This window comes from Peribacillus simplex (assembly GCF_001542915.1).
GTDB lineage: Bacteria > Bacillota > Bacilli > Bacillales > DSM-1321 > Peribacillus > Peribacillus simplex_B.
Map to the genome: position 1 here is coordinate 70,489 of NZ_LNNH01000027.1, position 23,603 is coordinate 94,091.

At 44.7% G+C, this 23,603-nt stretch carries 19 protein-coding genes; 15 read left to right on the forward strand and 4 right to left on the reverse strand.

Annotation, left to right across the window (positions count from 1 at the left end; genetic code table 11):
• The first annotated feature begins 82 nt into the window (after nt 1-82).
• The 5 genes from AS888_RS13770 (at nt 83) to AS888_RS13790 (ending at nt 5,043) form a co-directional block, all read left to right on the forward strand.
• On the forward strand, nt 83-907 hold the full coding sequence (locus AS888_RS13770) for a MerR family transcriptional regulator (protein ID WP_061142731.1): 825 nt from the start codon (nt 83-85) through the stop codon (nt 905-907).
• Nucleotides 908-1,015: 108 nt separating this feature from the next.
• A complete protein-coding gene (locus AS888_RS13775; protein WP_061142732.1) occupies nt 1,016-1,627 on the forward strand; it encodes a VanZ family protein in 612 nt (203 codons plus the stop codon).
• Between the two features lie 48 nt (nt 1,628-1,675).
• A complete protein-coding gene (locus AS888_RS13780; protein WP_061142733.1) occupies nt 1,676-3,139 on the forward strand; it encodes an aminoacyl-histidine dipeptidase in 1,464 nt (487 codons plus the stop codon).
• A 34-nt stretch (nt 3,140-3,173) separates the two neighbouring features.
• On the forward strand, nt 3,174-4,073 hold the full coding sequence (locus AS888_RS13785; protein ID WP_061142734.1) for a DMT family transporter: 900 nt from the start codon (nt 3,174-3,176) through the stop codon (nt 4,071-4,073).
• Between the two features lie 157 nt (nt 4,074-4,230).
• Nucleotides 4,231-5,043: an ABC transporter ATP-binding protein gene (locus AS888_RS13790; RefSeq protein ID WP_061142735.1), complete on the forward strand. Its 813-nt coding sequence runs from the start codon at nt 4,231-4,233 to the stop codon at nt 5,041-5,043.
• A gap of 59 nt (nt 5,044-5,102) precedes the next feature.
• Here the strand turns inward: AS888_RS13790 and AS888_RS13795 are convergent, their stop codons facing one another.
• Together AS888_RS13795 and AS888_RS13800 are read right to left on the reverse strand one after the other, a co-directional pair.
• Nucleotides 5,103-5,870: an SDR family oxidoreductase gene (locus AS888_RS13795; protein WP_061142736.1), complete on the reverse strand. Its 768-nt coding sequence runs from the start codon at nt 5,868-5,870 to the stop codon at nt 5,103-5,105.
• A gap of 267 nt (nt 5,871-6,137) precedes the next feature.
• Nucleotides 6,138-6,644 carry a hypothetical protein gene (locus AS888_RS13800; RefSeq protein ID WP_155645495.1) on the reverse strand — a complete coding sequence of 169 codons (507 nt, stop codon included), beginning with the start codon at nt 6,642-6,644 and terminating at the stop codon, nt 6,138-6,140.
• A gap of 973 nt (nt 6,645-7,617) precedes the next feature.
• Here AS888_RS13800 and AS888_RS26815 point away from each other — a divergent pair.
• The 8 genes from AS888_RS26815 to AS888_RS13830 all read left to right on the forward strand — a co-directional run bounded on the left by AS888_RS26815 (nt 7,618) and on the right by AS888_RS13830 (nt 18,537).
• Nucleotides 7,618-10,422, forward strand: coding sequence for a bifunctional metallophosphatase/5'-nucleotidase (locus AS888_RS26815; RefSeq protein ID WP_260320205.1), 2,805 nt, complete (start codon nt 7,618-7,620; stop codon nt 10,420-10,422).
• 45 nt (nt 10,423-10,467) lie between these two features.
• Nucleotides 10,468-14,802, forward strand: a complete 4,335-nt coding sequence (locus tag AS888_RS13810) for an endonuclease (protein WP_081092447.1) — start codon at nt 10,468-10,470, stop codon at nt 14,800-14,802.
• A 30-nt stretch (nt 14,803-14,832) separates the two neighbouring features.
• Nucleotides 14,833-14,994 carry a hypothetical protein gene (locus AS888_RS25780; protein ID WP_155645496.1) on the forward strand — a complete coding sequence of 54 codons (162 nt, stop codon included), beginning with the start codon at nt 14,833-14,835 and terminating at the stop codon, nt 14,992-14,994.
• A 293-nt stretch (nt 14,995-15,287) separates the two neighbouring features.
• Nucleotides 15,288-15,950, forward strand: coding sequence for an L-serine ammonia-lyase, iron-sulfur-dependent subunit beta (sdaAB, locus tag AS888_RS13815; RefSeq protein WP_061142738.1), 663 nt, complete (start codon nt 15,288-15,290; stop codon nt 15,948-15,950).
• 41 nt (nt 15,951-15,991) lie between these two features.
• Nucleotides 15,992-16,867: an L-serine ammonia-lyase, iron-sulfur-dependent, subunit alpha gene (gene sdaAA, locus AS888_RS13820; RefSeq protein WP_061142739.1), complete on the forward strand. Its 876-nt coding sequence runs from the start codon at nt 15,992-15,994 to the stop codon at nt 16,865-16,867.
• Between the two features lie 302 nt (nt 16,868-17,169).
• Nucleotides 17,170-17,316 (forward strand): hypothetical protein, encoded by a 147-nt coding sequence (locus AS888_RS27210; RefSeq protein WP_464684209.1) that lies wholly within the window; start codon nt 17,170-17,172, stop codon nt 17,314-17,316.
• A gap of 62 nt (nt 17,317-17,378) precedes the next feature.
• On the forward strand, nt 17,379-18,008 hold the full coding sequence (locus tag AS888_RS13825) for a GNAT family N-acetyltransferase (RefSeq protein WP_311316482.1): 630 nt from the start codon (nt 17,379-17,381) through the stop codon (nt 18,006-18,008).
• Nucleotides 17,974-18,537 (forward strand): DinB family protein, encoded by a 564-nt coding sequence (locus tag AS888_RS13830; RefSeq protein ID WP_260320207.1) that lies wholly within the window; start codon nt 17,974-17,976, stop codon nt 18,535-18,537. The genes AS888_RS13825 and AS888_RS13830 overlap by 35 nt, the downstream gene beginning before the upstream one ends.
• 273 nt (nt 18,538-18,810) lie before the next feature.
• On the opposite strand, the gene brnQ is transcribed toward AS888_RS13830, so the two are convergent.
• Complete coding sequence (gene brnQ / locus AS888_RS13835) at nt 18,811-20,145, reverse strand: branched-chain amino acid transport system II carrier protein (RefSeq protein ID WP_061142740.1); 1,335 nt, start codon at nt 20,143-20,145, stop codon at nt 18,811-18,813.
• 311 nt (nt 20,146-20,456) lie between these two features.
• Here brnQ and AS888_RS13840 point away from each other — a divergent pair, with 311 nt between their 5' ends.
• Nucleotides 20,457-20,945, forward strand: coding sequence for a hypothetical protein (locus AS888_RS13840; protein ID WP_061142741.1), 489 nt, complete (start codon nt 20,457-20,459; stop codon nt 20,943-20,945).
• A 49-nt stretch (nt 20,946-20,994) separates the two neighbouring features.
• On the opposite strand, the gene AS888_RS13845 is transcribed toward AS888_RS13840, so the two are convergent.
• Entirely contained in the window at nt 20,995-21,861 is an 867-nt protein-coding gene (locus AS888_RS13845) for an SDR family oxidoreductase (RefSeq protein WP_061142742.1), read from the reverse strand.
• A 215-nt stretch (nt 21,862-22,076) separates the two neighbouring features.
• Here AS888_RS13845 and hpaB point away from each other — a divergent pair, with 215 nt between their 5' ends.
• Nucleotides 22,077-23,534, forward strand: coding sequence for a 4-hydroxyphenylacetate 3-monooxygenase, oxygenase component (gene hpaB / locus AS888_RS13850; protein WP_061142743.1), 1,458 nt, complete (start codon nt 22,077-22,079; stop codon nt 23,532-23,534).
• Nucleotides 23,535-23,603 lie beyond the last annotated feature (69 nt).

Here is a 23,603-nt window from a genome sequence, read left to right on the forward strand (position 1 = left end):
CTCCGGTTTATCCGTTTTGTTATGATGATATACTAATACCCTAAGGTATCTGGTTACCATATAGTCAAGAGGAGAGATCAAAATGTCCGAGCTAAATATAGGAAAATATTTCACAACCGGTGAATTCGCCAAATTATGCAATGTAAAGAAACAAACGCTCATCCATTATGATGAAATTGGGCTTCTGACTCCCGACATCAAAAACGACAAAGGGTATCGATATTATTCCTATCAACAATTTGAAGTTTTTTCTGTCATTTCATTATTAAAGGAATTCAATATGCCATTGAAGGAGATTAAGTGGTTTCTTACCAACCGGTCACCTCTGGAACTGATCGAGCTTTTCAAAGAAAAGTCGCTGGAATTGGAAAAAAAGATAAGAAATCTTCATCGTATGCAGAAAATCATCGAAACGAAAATCTCTCTCACTGAAAAAGCGCTATGTATGGATGACTCGCAAATCACCTTGAGACTCGAGGAGGAAGAACAGCTTTTTCTCAGTGAATCCATCCTGAACTCTTCTGATGCCGAATTCTTGAAAGCGACTTCGGACTTCATCGATTTCTGCAATGACAATGAATTTTACACCGGATTCCCTATCGGGGCGATGATAAGCAAAGAAAGAATCCTCGACGGAGATCATGATAATTATTCGTTTCTTTACACGAAAGTAAATGATACGCATCATACCCCTGCCTTCCATGCCAAACCGAAGGGACTTTATATCGTTGCCTACCATAAGGGAAGCTATGAAAATATTTCCGAAACTTATAAAAGAATCGTCCGCTTCATGGAACATGAAAACTTGAACATCAAATCGTTTGCCTACGAAGAATACATCCTGGATGAAGTCTCGGTAAAGGGATATGAAAATTACCTGACCCAGATCATGGTGGAAGTCGAATAAGGGAGCGCTTTTAACCCGGCATCACACGATTGAGACGTTTGTTGACGGTTTGTGGAAGATGCCCTAGGATAAAAAGATAGGTATGATTTGGAAGGAGGATGAACGCATATGTCGCTAAAATCGGTCCTGCTTTCCTTGTTTCTGTCGCAAGCGTTATTTTTTTGCGGTCTGCCTTTGTTTCTTAAGCTTTCCTTATATTTGAATCCTTTGGCAATCCTGGTTGTCTGGTTTTGTATCCTCATGCTCGTTTCGTTCGCCGTTGTTTATTTTCGCAGAGAAGTGATCACCGTCCGGCGTTTTTTATGGCAGGCCGCACTTGTCGGCTACAGTACATCACTATCGGTTTTGCTGTTTTTTCGGCCAAAAGGGCAGGTCTATTCCTATAATCTGATTCCATTTTCCACCATTCTATCTTATGCATCGAACGAAATGGATGGGTTTGTGTCATTTTATAACCTTAGTGCCAATGTGGGACTCTTCATTCCGTTCGGGCTGTATTTGTTGTCCAGGGAAGGGAAAGAGCCGACCGCCTTAACGAAATTTCTTCATCCGTTCACCTTGATTTTCATCATCGAGATCAGTCAGTTCGTTCTGCGGCGCGGAAGCTTGGATGTGGATGACCTTATCCTGAACATGAGCGGTGTTTACTTGGGATACCTCCTATATCCCCTTTTCTCCAGGGTGGTTAAGATCCTGCCTGGGAAGGGAAGATGCTGGTGACGAAGTGTTCCAAGTTATATAAATAGGTTGTATGAAAGGGTGTTTTTCATGTATCGCACGTTGGAAGAATTAACGGACCATCCCGTGTTTCATTATTTTGCAGAGATTTCGAAAATCCCGAGAGGTTCGGGAAATGAAAAAGCGATCAGTGATTATCTGGTTCGTTTTGCGAAGGAAAAGGGCCTAGAGGCAATCCAGGATGAAGCCCTCAATGTCATCATTAAAAAGCCGGCAGCACCTGGGTATGAAAGCGCTCCTGCCATCATCATCCAGGGACATATGGATATGGTATGCGAAAAGAATAAGGGGACCCTTCACGATTTTGAGAACGATCCCCTCCAATTACGGGTAATCGGCGACATGCTCTATGCGACGGATACCACTCTAGGTGCGGATAACGGCATTGCGGTTGCTTATGCATTAGCTCTCCTGGATGCGAATGATATCCCGCATCCTGCGCTTGAAATCGTGATAACGACCGAAGAAGAAACGACGATGAACGGGGCCCTTGCCGTTGATCCAGCTCACTTCAAGGGGAAAATGCTGATCAATATCGATTCGGAGGAAGACGGAAAGCTGCTCGTCAGCAGTGCGGGGGGAATCCGTGTCAGACAGATCCTCCCGATCACATGGGAAGCCGCCCCTAACGATGCAGTTCCCTATAGTATCAGGATTAAAGGGCTGAAGGGCGGACATTCAGGTATATCGATCGATAAGGAAAGAGGGAATGCCAATAAACTGTTGGGAAGATTATTACAAGATTTAACGATGGAATTCCCATGCTTTATTGAGCAAATGAGCGGGGGGCTAAAAGGGAATGCGATCCCTCGTGAAGCAGAGGCAATGGTACGGTTTCATGTTGAGGATGAGCAGAAGGTAAAGGAGAAAATCCAGCAATGGGACGAAACGTTTAAAAATGAAAGGCAATCCTCCGATCCTGAAGTGTCGATAAAGTTTGACCGGAGCTTCGCCGTTTCTGACACCGTTTTTTCCAAGGAGACGGCGGCTAAAGCCATTTCCTCCCTATTGATCATCCCCCATGGCGTACAAGGAATGAGCATGGGCATAAAGGGATTGGTCGAGAGCTCGACGAATCTAGGGGTCGTTACTGCCAATGAGGCCGAATTGACATTCGAAAGTGAAATCAGAAGCTCGATCAAAAGCATGAAATACCATATGGTCACCCAGGCAAAGGCCATCGCGGACATGCTCGGCTGCGACCTACTGATTGATGCGGATTATCCGGAATGGCCTTATAATCCTGATTCGAAACTCAAGAAATTATTTGAAGCAGCATATCAAGACAAATATGATGCGGAGATTGAAATCATCGCTGTCCATGCAGGAATTGAATGCGGGGTGTTCATCGATAAGATACCAGGATTGGATGCCGTTGCGATCGGGCCGGATATATTTTCCGTCCATACACCTGATGAACATCTCAGCATCCCCTCGACGATAAATAACTGGGAATACTTCCTATACACATTAAAAAGGATGAAGGACCTTTAGGGTTGTATATAAAAAAAGGAATGGAGATCTGGTTATGAATCTGAAGATATTCATGATAGCGGCGGTAGCCATCATCTTATGGGGATCTGCTTTTGCGGCCATTCGTGCAAGCCTCCATGGCGGTTACTCCGCAGGGCATTTAGTGCTGATTCGTTTTCTTATAGCATCAGGCGTTTTCATCCTTTATGCTCTATGGCCTGCGAGCAAATTCCGTTTACCGCGAAAAGAGGACGCGATAAAAATAGTGATCTTGGGCTGGATCGGCATCAGTCTCTATCAATTGGGTGTAACATTCGGTGAAGAAACCGTTTCAGCGGGGACGGCAGCGATGCTCGTTGCCTCTGCCCCCATTTTTACGGCGGTAATCGCTGCCATGGTCTTAAAGGAGCGTCTAGGTTTGTTTGGCTGTGCCGGGTTAGTGATAGGTTTTGTCGGAATCTTCCTTATTACGTTGGGAACGGCCCGTTCAAGCTTCCATATTTCTAACGGAGCTTTTTTAGTATTATTCGCATCCGTTGCCACTTCGGTTTTTTTTGTTTTTCAAAAACCATTATTGCTTCGTTACAAGCCGATTGAATTGACGGCGTATTTTACATGGGCAGGTACATTGCCTTTTTTCATCTTTTCTCCAGGCCTTATACATACAGTTCAAGAAGCGACACTGGAAGCGAATGTCTCTGCTCTCTATATCGGCATTTTTCCGGGAGCCGTCGCTTATGTCTCTTGGGCCATCGCCCTATCATTAGGGAAAGCCAGCTCCGTTTCGAGCATGATGTATATTGAACCGGCATTTGCTATTATCGTTGCTTGGATCTGGCTCCAGGAGCTTCCGAGTGTCCTTTCCACAATAGGCGGACTGGTTGCGGTTTCGAGTGTCGTCATCATCAATGGATTTGGAAAAAAGACAGACCAAGCACTAAAAAATAGTGCCTGAAAAACAGGTCATGGATTTTTGGAAACATGTACGGTGTGAATATTCACACCGTTTTTTTGCCTTTCATGAAATACCTGAAGATTTTGAGAGGTAATGGTAGAATGGAACAATAAACATATTATTCAGACAATGGGTGTTCCGATAAGGAGGAAAAACGATGGACCAAGTCACTAGCATCATTACGCTTAACAACATTAACTGGCGGAGAAAAGGGACAACGATTTTGAATGAAGTGTCGTGGGAGGTTCGGCCAGGAGAGCATTGGGCCCTTCTAGGACTTAATGGATCAGGGAAAACATCCCTGCTGAAGATGATTATAGGGTATCAATGGCCAAGCAGCGGTCAAGTGTCCGTGTTGGGACATATTTTTGGCAAAACGAATATACCCGAGCTGCGGAAGTCCATTGGCTGGGTAAGTTCTTCCCTGGATCAAGAGTATCAAGCAAGGGCAAATGATTCGGCCCTCGAAGTCGTCATAAGCGGCAAGTTCGCTTCGATCGGAATATATGACAAGATCACGGACGTTGATCGCAACAAGGCGATGGAACTGCTCGAGCAATTCAGGATCAAGCCTTTGGCCGATCAACTCATCCATACGCTCTCTCAAGGTGAAAAAAGAAAAGTGATGCTTGCAAGGGCCCTAATGTCTTCACCGAAGCTGCTGGTGCTGGATGAACCATGCAATGGACTGGATATTCACGCTAAGGAAGAATTATTGGCAGCGATCGAAAAAATGGCGAACTCCCCAGTCGCTCCAACGATCCTATATGTTACCCACCATATTGAAGAAATCGTCCCATCGCTCACACATGCGTTATTGATCAATTCCGGCACCGTAGTGGCTAAAGGTGAAAAAATGGAGGTCTTAACGGAGCCTATATTGGAAAGGACCTTTCAAGTCCCCGTCACGGTGAAATGGGAGAACGAGCGTCCCTGGATCCGGATCAAATCCTTATTAACCCAAGGCTGAGCTTGCAGTTTCAAGAGTACTAGTGTCCAAGTTTTAGAGAGTATGTGCAGGCATCTTTATTATTTAATCGTATTGCCACCATCCATTACGATATTTTCACCAGTAATTAGATTTGTCGCCTCGCTGGCTAGGAATAAGGCAATGGCTGCCACTTCTTCGGGATATCCAAAGCGTCCAAGCGGAATTTCTTTTTTCGCTTGTTCCCCTTTTTCTCCAGCCCAAGCCTTTTTCCCTAATTCAGTCAAAATAACGGTAGGTGAAATAGCGTTTACTTTAATGTCAAATTGAGCCCATTCATAAGCAAGCACTTTCGTCATTCCAAGAATGGCCGCTTTACTTGCAGCATAAGCTACATGATTATCCAATGCAATAAGTGCTGCCTGAGAAGCTAAGTTGATTATCTTCCCGCCTTTTCCTCGTTCAATCATTAAATGGCCGACCTTCTGGCACATTTTAAATGAACCAGTTAAGTTAACCTCCATCGTTTTTTGCCAGTACTCATCAGAAATATTTTCGGCATCATCGAGTAAAGCAATACCAGCACAATTGACTAGAATATCAATCTTGCCGAAGTGTGCTTTAACTTTCTGAATGGCTTGGTCCATACTTTCGTTACTAGTGATATCGCATTGCACGCCGATGGAATCTTTCACACTCCATTCCTTAGCTATATCTGCCACAAAATCTTTTTGATCAAAAATAGCGACTTTTGCCCCCTTTTCTATGTATAATTCCGCTATAGCTTTTCCAATTCCGCTTGCTCCGCCTGTAACAATAGCAACTTTGTCTGTAATATTGAAGTTTTTATCATATCCTTGAAAATCCATAAAATAGAGCTCCCTTTCATCGTATATTTTTGACAACGCTTTCATTATTGAATGCTGAATTAACTGTTTTCAGTTTATTACAAATGCAATTGATTATTCAATAGTTTTTTTCATTTATTTTTATATTTTTTCATTTTTTATCGTTTGTTATTGGATTTGATGGCCCGTAAATAAGACAGAAAAAAACTTGGTAATGATCCCACCCCAAGCTCATGCATGTAGCTCTCATTTTTTATTTAAAGCCCTCGTTATTTCTGTAAGGCCTTATTATAGCCCGCCATCTAAACCGTCAATTTTCACGCCTCTACTCCATTCACGGTCGATTTTCAATCCCTTATTTGTAATGGATATGGTTAATTCTCCTTCCTTCTCATAAACCTTAGATGAGTTCCCGTCATAAACTTTAAATTTCGTTGTATAAAAATAATCTATTGTGCCATCATCATTTTTGCTTTGTTCTTCAAGGGTCACATCTTTTACTTCAATACTTTTGTTAAGCTGCTTGGATACCAATTCCGGTATCTGATATTTACGGTTATCGATCTCCGCCTTATATTGTTCGTCTGTTAAAAATACTTTCATATTTTTTGCAATTTCATCAAAAGTAGGGGGATCGGATGCATCTTTAATGGTATATAGCTCTGTACTATACCCTTTAAATAATTTTTCTGCATCCTCCAGACTGACCTTTTCCCCCTCATTAATAGGTATCCCTTCCTTCACCGCATCCTTGCTACAAGCAACTACACCATTAAACAAAACAAATAAAAACAATAAACTGAGAATTTTCTTTATGATAGCCACCTCATTTCCTTTCAATGTCCTTACACTCTACATATTGAAGCAAATCGTTTCATTGAACGTTCATTATCATTAATTTTAACATAAATATCCATCTTGTATTTACACTACATATCAGGGAACAACCCCATCACCTCTTTGAAAATAACAGTGCTTGTGACAGCGGGTGAAGCTGAACCCTTGTTGAACCTAGCCGCACCTGATCAAGGAATCGGTGCTCATGTTTCCAAAAGCTATTTTTTAAAAAAAGTGTCATTATTTAACACATTTATACTAGAACGCTTGTTCTGTATGTGTTATTATAATAAAAACAAAAGATCTTATCGCTGCAAATGACTAGATTCGCATTGATAATGAAAGGTCGGTTGTATCCGCGGGCCTCACACGGTTGTACCGCTGAGCCGAACCAATCAAAATCCTTCATTTAACAAAGGGTTCTTACAGCCCCCTCTTCAGTTCATTAAGTAAAACCATCAGCTTCAGCCAGCATCCACATGACAAAAGTAAAACTCTGTCGCTTTAGAAGAAGCCCTTCCATCATTGATCCCCAATCAACAAGTGGGTCAATAGAACGCCAAACAGAAATTCATCTTGTCGATTATTTGCGAATTCAGGGGTAAAGTCCAACGGTCAAATGAATCAATCTTCATACTATTAGCCTGTTTAATAATTTTATTGGGATAACTTCAGCCGAAGAATAGGTATGATGTATGAAAAGTAATGATAATATTCTGTTAATATTTCGTGTGATATTGTAAATTTGTTTTAAAATTGGATTATTTTGTTGTAATATAGGATATACACGAATCTTTACAGGAAAAAAGTAGGGGGATTTGTGTAAATGATGAAGTTTTTTCAGATATAATTTTTTGAAAAGCGTGCCAATTCAAGGGCCGTGTTAACAAATTATTATGTCAGTATAGAACTTATGGGAGGATATACTCTAATGGGGAAAAAGAAAATCGTGAAAATCGCATCTGCTGCGATGATGGCTGCGACAACGATCGTGGCAGTAGCACCGGCACCATCAGACGCCGCCACTAGCCTGAATGCAAAAATCAAAGCAGCTAAGGCCACCATCAAAAAACCATTCGATACCTATTTCTACTCTTCTAAACTCGCTTCCGTGTCCACTGTCGAGAAACAAATCAAGTCAGCCAAGCAAGCTAAAAAAGACATCAACTCTTCAATTAAAAAATCACTATTAAGCAAAAAAGAAAAAGAAGCCAAATACAAAGAAATCGAAGCTTATGATAAATATATCACCCGATCAGAGGGCTATGTAAAAGGATATAAAGACGCTGAAAAAGCGAAAGCGGCTCATGATAAGACGATCAATTCCCTTACGAACGCGGTCATTGCCAAGAAATCCAATGATATCAGAGATCAATACAACGCACTTGATAAAGCCGTGAAAAAGGCAGACAAGGCCATAAAGGATACGGTGTACGGTGCGAAGATCGAAAAGCTTTTATACGATAAATTCACAAAGTCGGCAAAAACGGCTTTGGATGGTGACCTTAAAGTGCCGTTTTACTATGAAAAAGCTGAGTACTGGGTGAAAAAAGGCGATTTGAAAACGGCAGACCAACGGATGAAAACCGTTTCGGCACAGCTGAAAAAGGTCAGTAAAACATCCAAACTCGGCAAGGGCATCCATGCTTACGTAAAAGAAGTAACCGCTAAGTATGATGCTGCGGTATACGCAGAAAAGAAAAAGGAAGTCGCCAAAAAAGTGAATGCCTATATAACTCTTGCCAACGGGGAGCTTAAAACGAAAGAACAGATAGACGCGGCTAAAAAAGCCAAGGCCGCCATCAATTTAAGTGGAATCAAGGATGCCGATCGCAAGGAATTCGAGGCGAAGATCACCCTGGCGGATAAAAAGGTTGCGGCTGCCGAAGAGGCTTTAAAGCCGAAGGCGATCACGCTTTCCTTGATGCACACGAATGACACGCATGCCCACTTGGACAATGTGGCCAAAAGGGTGACGGCTGTTAAGGAAGTGCGTCAAGAAAAACCCCAAGCGTTGTTGGTGGATGCCGGGGACGTATTTTCGGGAACTCTCTATTTCAATGAATTCAAGGGACAAGCAGATCTTCAATTCATGAATCTCATGAAATATGACATCATGACCTTTGGAAATCACGAATTTGACTTGGGTTCAAGTGCGGAAGGGCATCAAGCTTTGGCCGATTTCGTCAAAGGGGCACAATTCCCATTTGTCAGTTCGAATGTGGATTTCTCCAAAGATAATAAATTTAAGGGACTCTTCTCTGACTTGATTTCAAGTAAACCGGAGCAAGGGAAGATTTACAATGGAATCGTGAAGGAAGTGGACGGTCAAAAGGTCGGGTTCTTCGGGCTTACAACGGAAGAAACGAAAGATATTTCAAGTCCTGGAAGCATCCAGTTCGAAAACTATCTAGAAGAAGCCGAAAAAGCGGTCAAGGCATTCGAGGGCATGGGTGTGAATAAAATCGTCGCCATCTCCCATATTGGCTATGACGACAATGCAGCTTACGACAACGATCTTACATTGGCCGCAAGCGTAAAAGGGATCGATGTGATCGTGGGCGGCCATAGCCATACGCAATTGGATAACCCTGTCGTTATCGACAAGGATGCAAAAGGGAACGAGAAGGATCCTACTGTCATCGTTCAGGGCTATCAGTATAGTGACTTTTTGGGAACGGTCGATGTGAACTTCGATAAGGACGGCAAGATTGACGGCCATGCAGGCAAGCTGATCAAGCTTGCCGATAAACAGGAAGATGCCGAAGCGGCTAAAGTGCTTGAAACATACTCCTCGAAGATTAAGGAGCTGAAGGAAACGAAGACAGGGGCAACCGCCGTGAATGCTTTGGAAACCCCTCGTGATGGAGGCGTCGAAACGAAGCCGAGTGTACGTAAAAATGAAACGGAACTAGGTAACTTGATTACGGATGGCATGCTTAGCAAAGCGAAAGAATTCAATAATGCTGCAGTCATCGCGTTCCAAAATGGGGGAGGGATCCGGGCCGGCATCGATCAAGGCGATATCACGCTAGGGGAAATCCTGACCGTTTTACCATTTGGCAATACGCTGGCGACGATGAAGCTGACTGGTGCCGAAATCACGGAGGCATTAGAGCATAGTGTCAGCCTTGCACCTAAGGAAAATGGTGGTTTCCTCCATGTAGCCGGAATGAAATTCAGCTACGACAGCTCGAAGCCGGCAGGCAGCCGTGTGAACAAGGTTGAGGTATTGGGCCAAGATGGAACATACTCCGAATTGGAGGCAGCGAAGCAATATGTCGTGGCGACCAACGCTTTTACAGCCAAGGGCGGAGATGGCTTCACCGTTTTCAAGAAGGCTTATGAAGAAGGACGGGTGACGGATATCGGGCTCGCCGATTGGGAAAATTTACGCGATTATGTAAGCGGACTGAAAAACATCTCTCCAAGCATGGAAGGACGGATTAAAGACGTGGCTGGAAACCCTGCTGATCCAACCGTAGTATCTGCTAAGGACTTTGGGGGAAGTGCTGATGCACCGAAGATCCATAACGGCGATGTGGTTGTGGACATTACGGATATCGACTCTTTGAAGGATGCGGAAGTTAAAGGCAATCTTACATTGACGGGTACTCCTGCGGATGACTTCACTTTTTCGAATGTTACGGTCGAGGGCGATCTGGACGTAGCAGTTGTTCAAGGTAAAAACGTGAACATGAGCGGCATCACCGTGAAGGGCGAAATCATTTTTTAATTCGCATGAAACAGATATACGTAAAAAGTCGGAGGGGTTGAGATCTTGAAGAAGAGTGGGATGAGCAAGCTTTTCCTTGCCATATTGTTTGTGCTATCAACGGTTTTGCCATACGCCGCCGTTGCAAACGCGGAAGGGACGACGATAACGGTGGCGGAAGCCATTACCAATAACAGCGGGACGGCAACCGTGAAGGGATACATTGTCGGAGTCGCAAAAAACGGGACAAGCTATCAGCAGGCACCGCCTTTTACTGAAGGGACGAATATTGGGATAGCGGACAGCCGGGATGAAACGGATGTAAAGAAAATCATGCCCGTTCAGCTTCCAGCCGGAAGCATCCGCACGGCATTGAATCTAGTCGATCATCCGGAATTGTTGAAGGCACAAGTGACGATTACCGGGAAATTGGAAAAATATTTTTCCGTACCTGGTCTGAAATCGCCGACCGCATACACCATCATCACGGATGGCGGAACTCCTCCTGAACAGCCAGATGTGAAGGTTCTGGATTCCATTGCCGAAGCCCGCACGAATACCGAAGATGTTGTGCAGGTGGATGGCGTGGTGACCACAGGGCTGGGATATTGGGGTGGTAAAGGATTTTATATCCAAGATGAGACCGCTGGGCTATATGTGTATGGTTCTTCATGGCCTAAGGATGTGAAGCAAGGGGATAAGGTTCGTTTAATTGGCAAGGTTTCGGCTTATAATAAGGAATTGCAAATGCAGCCGACTTCCTTGGATATCATTTCTTCCGGGAATGAGCTTCCGAGGATCCAAAAGCTGGACGCAACTGGCGTCAATGGGGACACACAAGGGGAGCTGGTCACCCTTGAAAACGTGACCATTACAGGATTGGCTGCATCGGGAACATACGGAACATTCGAATTTCTGGCGAAGGATGCAAACGGAAACACGGTGATTGTCCGTCATGATAACCGCAACGGTTCGACTTATGACGATTTCCTGAAAAGCTTTAAAGACGGCGATGTCATTTCCGTTACCGGAATCGCCTCACAATTTAATGACATATACCAACTGAAGCCGCGTGGCCTTGAAGATTATGAACTACTCAACAAACCGGCCGTTTACACGGATATTTTCCCTGGAACGGTGAGTGAACATACGAAGGTAATACTTAATACCGGCTGGAAAGATGCGAAGATTCATTATACGCTCGATGGCTCAGAACCGACTTCAGCAAGCACGCTTTACACAGAGCCCATCATCTTGACGAAAGATACGGTCATAAAGGCAATGGCCGTTAACGACAAAACGTCTGAGGTTTTCTCATTTGCCTATACCGTCACGAAAACCAATGAAGTGAAAATCCGTGAAATCCAGGGGATGGATCATTATTCATCGTACGAGAATCAACTCGTCTCTGGTGTCGAGGGTGTCGTCACGTATGTAAAAGATGCGAATAACTTCTACATGCAGGATCCGAATCCGGATCAGGACGTAACGACTTCGGAGGGAATTCTTGTATACAATAAAGCGCATGGTCTGAAAGCGGGAGATCATATCAAGGTGGCAGGTAAGGTCGTTGAATGGTATATCGAGGGGTATGCCGAGATGAAAACGACAGATTTGCCAACAACGGAGTTGACGAACACGACCGTTGAAAAGCTCGGCACAGTGACTGTACCGAAACCGATCGTCATCGGCAAAGACGTCACTCCGCCTGCGGAAAACATAGATGATGATAGATTGACAGAATTCAATCCAGGCGAAGATGGCATTGATTTCTACGAGAGCTTGGAGGGTATGCTTGTCCAGGTATCCAATCCAAAAGTGGTTGCTCCACAAGACTATGGTGAATTGGTCGTGGTTCCTGGGAATATGGAAACGACGACTGCTGTTGGAGGCGTGAAAATTACGGAAACGGACTACAATCCAGAACGGATCATCTTGGATATAGATGATGAAAAATTCGTGGCCAAAACCGGTGATTCCTTTGAAGGATCGGTTACGGGTGTACTCAGTTATGGATTCAGCAACTACCGGGTGCTGACGGATAAAAATCAGCTGCCGACATTAAAGGATGGCGGCACGGCCCGGGAAGTGACAGCGTTAGAGAAGGATTCCGATAAATTATCGATTGCTTCCTATAATATCGAGAATTTCTCGACGCAAACGGCTAACGCGAAAGTGGAAACGATCGCAACATCCATCATTACAAATCTTAAGCAGCCCGATATCATCGGCGTTACCGAGATGCAGGATAATGATGGGGAAACGGACAGCGGGACAACGGATTCTGCACAAAGTGCCAAGAAGCTAACGGACAAAATCAAAGCATTGGGCGGACCGGACTATCAATTCATCGATATCGCTCCAGAAGATAGACGCGATGGCGGAGCGCCAGGCGGGAATATCCGTGTCGGCTTCTTATATAATGCCGACCGTGTCAAGTTAACGGAGGGAACGAAAGGGTCGGCGACGCAGTCGGTAGCCTTCAAGGATGGAAAGCTTACCTTGAACCCTGGACGGATCGAGCCTGCTGATCCTGCCTTCGCTTCAAGCCGGAAGCCTTTGGCCGCTCAATTCGAATTCAAAGGCGAAAGTGTCGTGGTAGTCGCCAATCATTTCAATTCAAAGGGCGGCGACCAGCCATTATTCGGAAAGAATCAGCCTCCTGTGCTTTCAAGCGAGACGCAAAGGCTTAAGATTGCTTCCATCGTCAACGGATTTGTCAGTGATATCAAGGCACAGAATGCCAAGGCGAATATCGTCTTGCTTGGCGATTTCAACGATTATGAATTTTCGGCACCGCTTAAAACATTAAAGGGTAAAGACTTAACGAATATGATCGAGAAAGTCCCTTTTGAGAAACGTTATTCATACACCTATCAAGGGAATTCCCAAGTATTGGACCATATTCTCGTCTCGAATAATATGGCCGCCGCGACGAAAGTCGATATTGTCCATATTAACTCATCCTTCATGGAAGTGCATGGACGGGCAAGCGATCATGATCCTGTATTGATTCAAACCGCTTTATCCGGATCGGGCGGAGTTGAACCGGTTACGCCAGATAAAACGTATCATCTGCAAAACGTTAAAACAAAAAAACTTACGATTGCATCCCCTAGTGTTTTGGTGGATCTGGACGAAGCATCCAAAATTGATGAAGGCATCATGTTAAAGAGTTCCTATGCAGTATTCAAAGGCTTGGGGCTCAAAAATGCAGCAGTCACGATCAAGCCGGATAAGGAAGGCGCAGTCATTGATTTTGGCGGCATGGCGGTGAAGGAAGTCATCATCGATAATGCTCATGTAAAAGAAATCCGCGGCGCTGAGAATGTCCAGAAGTGGTCAGTAACCAAAGGCGTCGACACAAAGAATATCAAGTTTTTCGATTCGAAAGGGGAAGCCATCGCTTCCCCTTTTGGGATTAAAGAAAATCAAGCGCCAGTCGTGACGAAACGTTTGGAAAACGTTAATGTGCAACTAGGGTCTAAGGTAACGATCGATCTGGATGAACATTTTACAGACCCCGATGGCGATCCACTGACCTTTTCATCGACGCTTGGTATGGTTGCCGGCTCCACGTTAACTCTCCCTACGAATGAGGCGGGGACAACCATTGTGGCAGTCAAGGCCGAAGACAAACAGTCGGAAGCGGTTGCCCGTTTCACGTTGAACGTCTCGGATGACTCGACGCTTGAAGCTTATTATGAAAAGGCGGCAGGAAAAACAGGGACGGAATTGAAGGCTGTGCTGCACTCCATCATCAAGGGACATACGATGGTGTCTTATGATCAAGTATGGAATGCTCTTAAGGAAACGGATGAAGATCCGCAAAACAGCAATCATGTCCTTTTGCTGTACTCTGGAAAATCGATTGCCAAGAACGCCAATGGCGGCAATGTTGGGCAATGGAACCGTGAACATGTTTGGGCAAAATCCCACGGTGATTTTGGAACAAGCAAAGGCCCAGGGACCGACCTGCACCATCTCCGTCCCGCCGATGTGACGGTGAATGGCAAACGGGGCCACCTCGATTTCGACGATGGCGGCCAAACGTACAATGGCTGTGAATGCAAATTCGATGCAGATTCATGGGAACCGCCAAACCATGTGAAAGGCGATATCGCCCGGATGCTGTTTTACATGGCCGTCCGTTATGAAGGGGACGGGGAGCTGGATCTGGAATTATCCGATTCGGTCAATACGTATCCGAAACCGCTCCATGGAAAGCTTTCGACACTACTGAAATGGAATCAACTCGATCCAGTCGACGATTTCGAAAGCCATCGCAATCATGTCATTTATGGCTGGCAGCATAACCGCAATCCATTCATCGATCACCCTGAATGGGCGTCCAAGATTTGGGGTGCCGTGAATTCGAAGGATGAGAAAAAGGCTAGCTAGTATTTTTAAGTTATTGGAGGAGCAGCTGGCATGTACACAGCTGCTCCTTTTGCCCTCCCATGTTCCAATGGGATAGGCTTTGATCTTCAGTATGCCAAAAAGATCAAAAGGGTATCGATCGAATCAATGGTTCTCTCCTTATTTAAAATGAGAATGGGAAGAACCGTAAAAGAGATTTTCGAGCATTGCTAAATTATGTAAAAATACTGAAAAATTAATCTTTATTTTTATTTTCTTAATAAGAAATTTTGTTAGGTATGCAGTCTAATATATGGTAAGATGAAATATGCAATGAAAGGGTTTACATTTCTAGGAAAAATAAAGATATTTTAATATAATAAAGAGGTTGTCCGTTTCGACAGCTTTATAGATGCTCGGCTTTAATGGAGGCTTTGGCAGAAGCGGTTACGCCGCCAGTCCATGAATGAAGAACAAAAAGCGGCATAAACAATGTCGGTTTAGTGCCAGAAAAGGAGCGGTACACAATGAAATACAGATCTGCATTTGATATAATCGGTCCCGTGATGATCGGACCTTCCAGTTCACATACAGCAGGAGCTGCCAGAATAGGCAGAGTGGCAAGGACATTATTCGGGAAGCAACCTAATAAAGCCATCATTTCTTTGTACGGTTCTTTTGCAAAAACCTACAGGGGACACGGCACGGATGTTGCTGTCGTTGGCGGGATATTGGATTTCGATACCGATGATGAAAGGATCCCTTCCTCCTTAACCATTGCGGAAGAAGCGGGCATGGAGGTTACCTTTACAATCGAGGATACGGTGATGGACCATCCCAATACAGTCAAGATCAGGCTATTCGATGAAGAGAAGGAATTGGAGCTTGTTGGAATCTCCATAGGCGGGGGTACAATCGAAATAACGGAGCTGAATACATTTAAGCTTAAATTGTCAGGCGAAAATCCAGCCATTCTGGTTGTGCACAACGATGTATTCGGGATCATATCCTCCGTTTCAACCGTGTTGGCCAATCACGAAATTAACATCGGTCATATGGAAGTTTCACGAAAAGAAAAAGGCCAGATGGCCCTCATGGTGATCGAAGTGGATCAGAAGATCAAGCTTGAAATCATGAAAGAGCTTGAGGGATTGGAAAACGTTTTGCAAGTCATAAAAATGGTCGAATAAAGAAAATTCAAGAATGTTGGTATAGATGTGGAGGTAGAGATATGTTCCGGAATGTAGCAGAGTTGGTTGAACTAGCTGAAAGTAAGAATGTTAAAATCGCAGAGATCATGATTTTGCAAGAAATGGAGTTCTCAGGCTTGTCGAGGGAGCAAATCATTGAAAAAATGGACAGGAATCTGACGGTCATGGAACAAGCGGTCGAAAGAGGACTTAAGGGAGTGCAATCCGTTACAGGCCTAACTGGCGGAGATGCGGTCCTGTTGCAAAATTATATGAAGACGGGCAGGGCTCTCGCAGGCAATCTGCTCTTGGATGCCGTCAGCAAGGCTGTTGCCACGAACGAGGTGAATGCAGCGATGGGAATGATTTGTGCCACTCCCACTGCGGGGTCTGCAGGTGTGGTTCCCGGTACCTTATTTGCTGTGAAGGAAAAACTGAATCCGACGAGGGCAGAAATGATCGAATTTCTCTTCACCTCGGCAGCGTTCGGTTTTGTCGTTGCGAACAACGCCTCGATTTCAGGGGCAGCTGGAGGCTGTCAAGCAGAAGTCGGTTCGGCAAGCGGAATGGCGGCAGCTGCGATTGTGGAGCTAGCCGGAGGTACGCCTAGTCAATCTGCAGAGGCGATGGCGATTACATTGAAAAATATGCTTGGCCTTGTTTGCGATCCCGTGGCTGGTTTAGTTGAGGTTCCTTGCGTGAAACGTAACGCGATGGGAGCATCTAACGCGATAACGGCAGCAGACATGGCACTGGCAGGCATAACGAGCCGCATTCCATGCGACGAAGTGATCGATGCGATGTATAAAATTGGGCAGACCATGCCAGTCGCCCTTCGCGAAACGGCAGAGGGAGGCCTTGCGGCTACTCCGACAGGCCGGAGATTGGCAGAGGAAATATTCGGGTCCTATAAATAATTATCCAACCCCCATTAACGACAGTCGTGGTTCGTGGGGGTTTTTTACATTGTTTACCTGTATAAGCCATGCATCACAAAAATCAAAAAAGGAAAATAGAGGAAATTAGAGAGATTCGGCGTTTCCATGCTCCGTGAGCTGAACTGGCGGCCGAGAATCTGGATTATCAATGAATATGAAGGCTGAGTCACTTTGTCAGTTATCGGGCGGAATGATAAGATGAAAACGAAATTTAAACTGGAAAGGATTGATTCTTCATCAATTTTCTCGAATTAACGTACACGTCGGCAATGGAAAAAGCAATGTTTCAGGCTCATGGGATCGGTTATGCACTATATGCTCAAAAATTGGAGCAACGGATAATGGTTGAACAAGAACGGGAACTGGATCATCTACTAAGCAGGCGTATATCTGAGGGAATGAGAGCCAATCTTTTTTTGGGAAATTAAGAGCGAGTGCCAAAAAGCGAATAAGCGAACGAGAGGGCAATCTGAGGATTGCTCTTTTTGTTTTGTTATGGAATAAGGAAGGAAAAGAGGAATACCCATATCCTTCAACGAATTTCACTATAAAGGATACAGATGAGGGGGTCGATATGCTGATAAGGGAGGCAACGGTCGCCGATGCAGAAGGGATAGCGATCGTACATGTAGACAGTTGGAGAACGACTTATAAAAATATCATTCCGAACGATTTTTTAGCGAAACCGTCCTACCACAAAAGAAAGGCTTCATGGATAGAGAATATATCGAATGAAGGGAATCACGTTTACGTAGCAGAAAATGGCGATGGAAGGATTGTCGGGTTCATTAATGGCGGAAAAAGGGCAAAAAATCCGGTTGCAGATTCCGGTGACTTAACCGCCATATATATCGTCGAAGAATTTCAAGGAATGGGCATAGGCAAAAAGCTTCTGAAGCAACTGTTTTTGAAATTGGAAGAGCTGGGATTTCATTCGATTTTGGTCGAAGTGCTGGATGGAAACAAATCCCGATTTTTTTATGAAGCATTTGGAGCAAAGGTGATTAAGTCGGAACCCATCAAAATCGCCGGCGAAGCATTAACGCTTTTGGTTTACGAATGGAAGGACACGGCCCTGGTATTGGATGCCAAGAATGTACGTGAAAGCGGAGGGAATTGAATTGGAGAAAAGGGAATTAAGAATCACTGCATTACCGGGATATGAAGGAGAAATTGGGCGGTGGCTCTGGTGTTTGGAAGATGTACGCCGTACGATCCTATCGCAATTAACCGGCGTCAGCCAAGCTATAATCGATACGAAGACGGCTGAACGGCAAACGATTGGCTCGCTGCTTTATCACATTGCATTGGTCGAGGCGGATTGGTTATACGAAGAAGTGCTTGTCAGGGAATGGGACCCGGAAATACTTGCGCTGTTTCCGGCAGACAGCCGTTCAGCGGATGGCTCCCTGACCCATATGGAGGGACAAACTGTAGAAGAACACGTGGACCGCCTGAACCGGGTACGCAAAGTTTTCCTCTCATATTTCCAAACAATGGACCTGGATGACTGGCGTAAACCAAGAATACTTGAAAAATATGACGTCACACCTGAATGGGTCGTTTACCATTTGATTGAACACGAATCCCATCACCGCGGACAAATCTTTCAACAACTGAGGCAATTACGGAACGAAATAAAAAGTTAACGACCGATCAAACTGGCGATAATCCGTCCGAGTGGAGTGAGAATTCGCCCCAGCTGGAGATAATTCGTCCAACCCGCATGAGAATTCGCCCCAGCGCGCGATAATTCGTCCAATCCGCGTGAGAATTCGTCCCAGCGCGGGATAATTCGTTCAACCCGCGTGAGAATCCGCCCCAGCACGCGTTAATCCGTCCCAGCATAAAAAATCCAGCCAACTGCAAAAACAAAAACAATCTGTCCAGGATCCTGGACAGATTATTTTGCTGTTTTTTTATTAGTCGATTTGATGGTTGTGGCTCGGGCGTATGAGGCTGCTGGCGTAACCGACGAGTCCTCCTACGATGGCCGGGATGATCCATCCTAGTCCTTCCCCATATAAAGGAAGGATTGCATTAAAGAAAGTATCGATGAATGAAATGTGAATGCCAGCTCCGCTTAATCCATCAAATAAGCTGACGATGAAGGTCAGCAGTAAGCTGCCTTGATACACTTCCGGTTTCCCTTTGAATAGAGAATGGAAGAATGTTAAGAAAATCAATACGATGGCCAACGGGTAAATGGCTGTCATCACAGGTACGGAAATGGCAATGAGCTGGGTCAGGCCGATATTGGCAACTATTGCACTGAAGACCGATAAGCTGATCGCAATGGTTTTGTATGGCAGATTCGGGAATAGCTTATGGAAGTATGTCGAGCAAGACGTTATCAGTCCTACACTTGTCGTTATACAGGCTACCGTAATCATTAGTCCCAATAGGATTCCGCCGTACGCCCCAAAGTAGTAATCCGATACTTTGGCCAAGACGATCCCTCCGTTGTCCAGATGTCCCAGCTTTTCTACGCTGGAAGCTCCCATATAGGAAAGGGCCGTATAAATCGTTGCAAGGATGATGGCAGCAATGGCGGTTGCTTTTCCGCAAACGATCATGATTTGTTTTTTTGTTGTGGCGCCTTTTGCTTTGATGGCATTAATGATGATGATACCAAAAACAAAGGATGCAAGTGTATCCATCGTTAAATACCCTTCTTTGAATCCATTGAAAAATGGTTGAATGGTATAGTTACTGGCAGGTGCTTGAAAGTCCCCGATTGGATGAACGAATGCGACCACCACGAGAATTCCAATGAACGTTAACTTGATCGGTGTCAAAACTTTCCCCACAATTTCGACAATTTTCGCAGGATTGAGCGAAAGAAGACACGTTACTGTGAAAAAGATGATGGTGAAAATGATTAAAGGCAGTGGTCCTGGATTTTCGGGTAAGAAAGGTTTCACACCGATTTCAAAGGATACGTTACCTGTTCGTGGTATTGCGAATAGCGGCCCGATCGCTAAATATAGAACGGTTGTGAAGACAATCCCAAACACCGGATGTACGCGACTCGCTAGCGACTGTAAATCATCTTTTCCTGAAAAGCCAAGCGCCATTACACCGAGTAAAGGCAGTCCGACTCCCGTTACCAAGAACCCGGCATTGGCAATCCAGACATTCATTCCTGCCGATTGACCAAGCATTGGCGGGAAGATTAAATTTCCTGCCCCAAAGAATAAAGCGAACAGCATGAAACCGATCACTACTATGAATGAAGATGGCACTTTATTAGACACATTAAAACCTCCATGAATTTACCCATAATTTACTATTTTAAAAAATAATTAAATTTTCTAAAAATTGTAGACAAACTAATATTTAAGACCATTTCGTATTATATCTAAATAAAATTGATATTTCAATATATTTTTTGAATTTTATTGCCAAATCTTTTGCCCAGGTCTCCGTTTCCAGCTTTCCTTATCTTATTTTGAGCATCTAAAAGCAACTCATACCATTAAGTTGCAATCAATCATGAACGATAGGTAATCATTGCACATAAATTAAAAGGATATCATTTTGGGACGTTTATTGGAGGGATTGGGTCATGATTAGTTTTAAACCGTTTCATGGAATCGTCACCATGGTCAGTGATTTTCCAACCGGGCAAAATGGTGAGCGGGAGGGCTGCTATAAATTAGTATCGGTGGAAGATAGGGGGACATCCGTGAATTTCGTCGTGTCACCCCGCACGTACTTCGTCGACCAGGCAATGGTGTCGGTAGGTGATCGGGTAACTGGATATTATGATGAAAATGCGGCTGTTCCTCTTATTTACCCGCCGCAATATCGGACACTTATCATGGTGAAGGATCGTCCATATCAAAACGTGAAGGTGGATTATTTTAACGACCAGCTGGAGAGCCGGGATGGTCAATTGAGATTGAATCTTTCCTCGTTCACGCAAATCGTTTTACAAAACGGGCAACCTTTTTCGAGATCTCCTGAAAACCGAAATCTCATTGTCATCTATGGACCTGCCACCAAAAGCATCCCTGCCCAAACCACGCCATATCGAATCATCGTTTGGTGTTAAGGAAAAAGAAACGACCGGAAGCATCAGGCTTGCGGTCGTTTGGGGCTTGTTAAGAAGACATCGTGATGCCGCCGTTGATATGGATGCACTGTCCTGTTATATACGCTCCTTCATCAGATGCGAGCAGTACATAAGCCCCGGCGTGATCTGCCGGCTGCCCAGGGCGGCCAAGCGGTGCCTCCGTGCCGAATTCAGCTACGCTTTGTTCGTCGAACGTCGCCGGTATGAGCGGGGTCCAGATTGGGCCTGGGGCCACCATATTGACGCGGATCCCTTTCTTTGCCACGTTCTGGGCGAGACTGCGTGTGAAGCCGACGATTGCCCCTTTTGTCGCCGTATAGTCCATCAATGTCGCGTGTCCTCTGTAGGGGTTGATGGAGGTCGTGTTAATGACGGAATTACCTTGCTTCATATGCGGAACCGCATGCTTGCTCATGTAGAATACGGAATATATATTGGTGCGGAACGTCTTGTCCCATTGCTCGTCCGTGATATCCTCAATATTTTCCGTCGGGTATTGCACCGCAGCGTTATTCACAAGGATATCCAGCTTGCCGAATTCGTCGACTGTTTTTTTGATCAATTCCTTGCAGGTCGCTTCCTCCGATACATCTCCTGGCAGCAAGAGGCAGCGAACGCCTTCCGCTTCAATCAGCTGCTTCGTTTCCTCTGCATCACTGTGCTCATCCAAATAATTCACCACGACATGAGCCCCTTCTTTTGCATACGCCATCGCAACCGCACGCCCGATGCCGCTATCGCCGCCAGTAATCAGTGCGACGCGGTCCTTCAGTTTATCGCTTCCTTTGTAATCTTTCGGCTGAATCGGCAGTGGATCCATCTTTGATTCGATGCCGGGCTGCCTTGGCTGTGTTTGTCCGGGCTGTCCATTTTTTTGCTGTTCATATATATTCAAGAAAATCTCCCCTTATATGATTTGATGTATGGATACTTTAGCCGTTAAGAAGGGCAGATAAACATCATGGTTGTGTAAGGGTCCCGTTTAAGGGCATACCAAACCAAGCATGAGAGGGAATGGTGCAATCATGAAAGTTTCGCCAAATCACCCCGAATTTCCGTAACAAAGAAAAATACAGCTTAATATGATATCACGAAGGAAGGGGCGGAAAAATGGCAGCTATTAACGGAAATCAGTATATTGATCGGATTGACCGGCTAAAAGCGACTGTATGGATCGATGGAGATCTTGTGACGGGAAAGATTTCGGAGCATCCTGCATTTAAGGGTGTCATGAAAAGCCAAGGAAAATTATATGATTTCCAGCTTGAAGACCGAATCAAACAAAAAATGACTTATCTATCCCCCTTAACGGGAAAACCGGTGGGAATGTCCTACTTACAGCCAAAGACAATCGATGATTTAGTCAACAGGCGCACCATGATTCAAGATTGGGCGAAGCTGAACAATGGGATGATGGGCAGAAGTCCGGATTATATGAATACGGTCATCATGGCATTTGCGTCTTCTGTAGGCTTATTGGCAGGCAAAGCGAATTGTTATCCAGAACATATAACGAATTTCTATGAATATGCACGCGAAAATGATTTATCGATCACTCATACATTTATTGATCCGCAGGTAAATCGGGCCCACTATCATTTTGAAAATGCGGAGGAGCCGATTGCAGCAAAAATCGTCGAAAGAAATGCTGAGGGAATCGTGATCAACGGTGCGAAGGTATTGGCGACACAGGGCGGGATAACGGATGAAATATTAGTATTGTCAGCAGCAGGATTCGGGGGGAAGGATCAAGGTTTTTCATTCAGCATTCCCAGCAACAGCAAGGGCTTGAAATTCATCTGCAGGGATTCCTTTGTTGGCGGGGAATCTGCATTCGATCATCCTTTGAGTTCGAGATTTGAAGAAATGGATACGATTGTTGTTTTTGACCATGTATTGGTCCCCTGGGATCGGGTATTTTATTTTGATAATCGTGAAATCTCCAATACCTTCATGAATTCCAGTTCATTTTCCGCTTTCACCATGCATCAGGTTGTAGCCAGACGGATCGTTAAAACTGAATTCATTCTAGGCATTGTGCAATCCATCATCGAGACGATAAATATTGGCGCCTACCAGCATGTCCAAGAAAAAGCGACCGAAATCATCGTTGCCCTGGAGACGATGAAAGCCTTGCTGTTTAAAGCGGAAATGGAAGCGCAAGTAGATGAATGGGGTTACATGAGGCCAGATCAATTAACGCTTCAAATTGCCTGTAATTTGTTTCCCAAAATTTATCCAAGGTTTACGGAAATCATTCAATTGCTAGGTGCAAGCGGGTTAATGACGACCCCTACAGAAAATGCGTTCCGATCCGGGATCAGAAAAGATTTAGATCGATATTTGCAAGGCGCATCCAAAAATGCAGAAGATCGCACTAAGCTTTTTCGTTTGGCATGGGATATGTGCATGAGTTCATTTGGTACAAGAGAAACGTTATACGAACGGTTTTTCTTTGGTGATCCAATCAGGATTGCAAGCCAATTGTATTCTTCCTATGATTCTACACCCTATGTAAAACGCGTGGAATCCATTTTGTCGTCCACTGACCGCTTAGCCGATGATTGATTCGGCCTTTCGTCATTTGCTTGACTATCATCCACATCAAGTAGCCCAAAACACGCAATCGCTAAGGTG

Excerpts from the sequence above, each read along its gene's own strand:
- AS888_RS13770 (WP_061142731.1), top strand. The coding sequence starts at position 83 with ATGTCCGAGCTAAATATAGGAAAATATTTCACAACCGGTGAATTCGCC.
- AS888_RS13775 (WP_061142732.1), top strand. The coding sequence starts at position 1,016 with ATGTCGCTAAAATCGGTCCTGCTTTCCTTGTTTCTGTCGCAAGCGTTA.
- AS888_RS13780 (WP_061142733.1), top strand. The coding sequence starts at position 1,676 with ATGTATCGCACGTTGGAAGAATTAACGGACCATCCCGTGTTTCATTAT.
- AS888_RS13785 (WP_061142734.1), top strand. The coding sequence starts at position 3,174 with ATGAATCTGAAGATATTCATGATAGCGGCGGTAGCCATCATCTTATGG.
- AS888_RS13790 (WP_061142735.1), top strand. The coding sequence starts at position 4,231 with ATGGACCAAGTCACTAGCATCATTACGCTTAACAACATTAACTGGCGG.
- AS888_RS13795 (WP_061142736.1), bottom strand. The coding sequence starts at position 5,870 with ATGGATTTTCAAGGATATGATAAAAACTTCAATATTACAGACAAAGTT.
- AS888_RS26815 (WP_260320205.1), top strand. The coding sequence starts at position 7,618 with ATGGGGAAAAAGAAAATCGTGAAAATCGCATCTGCTGCGATGATGGCT.
- AS888_RS25780 (WP_155645496.1), top strand. The coding sequence starts at position 14,833 with ATGTACACAGCTGCTCCTTTTGCCCTCCCATGTTCCAATGGGATAGGC.
- sdaAB (WP_061142738.1), top strand. The coding sequence starts at position 15,288 with ATGAAATACAGATCTGCATTTGATATAATCGGTCCCGTGATGATCGGA.
- sdaAA (WP_061142739.1), top strand. The coding sequence starts at position 15,992 with ATGTTCCGGAATGTAGCAGAGTTGGTTGAACTAGCTGAAAGTAAGAAT.
- AS888_RS27210 (WP_464684209.1), top strand. The coding sequence starts at position 17,170 with ATGTTTCAGGCTCATGGGATCGGTTATGCACTATATGCTCAAAAATTG.
- AS888_RS13830 (WP_260320207.1), top strand. The coding sequence starts at position 17,974 with ATGCCAAGAATGTACGTGAAAGCGGAGGGAATTGAATTGGAGAAAAGG.
- AS888_RS13840 (WP_061142741.1), top strand. The coding sequence starts at position 20,457 with ATGATTAGTTTTAAACCGTTTCATGGAATCGTCACCATGGTCAGTGAT.
- hpaB (WP_061142743.1), top strand. The coding sequence starts at position 22,077 with ATGGCAGCTATTAACGGAAATCAGTATATTGATCGGATTGACCGGCTA.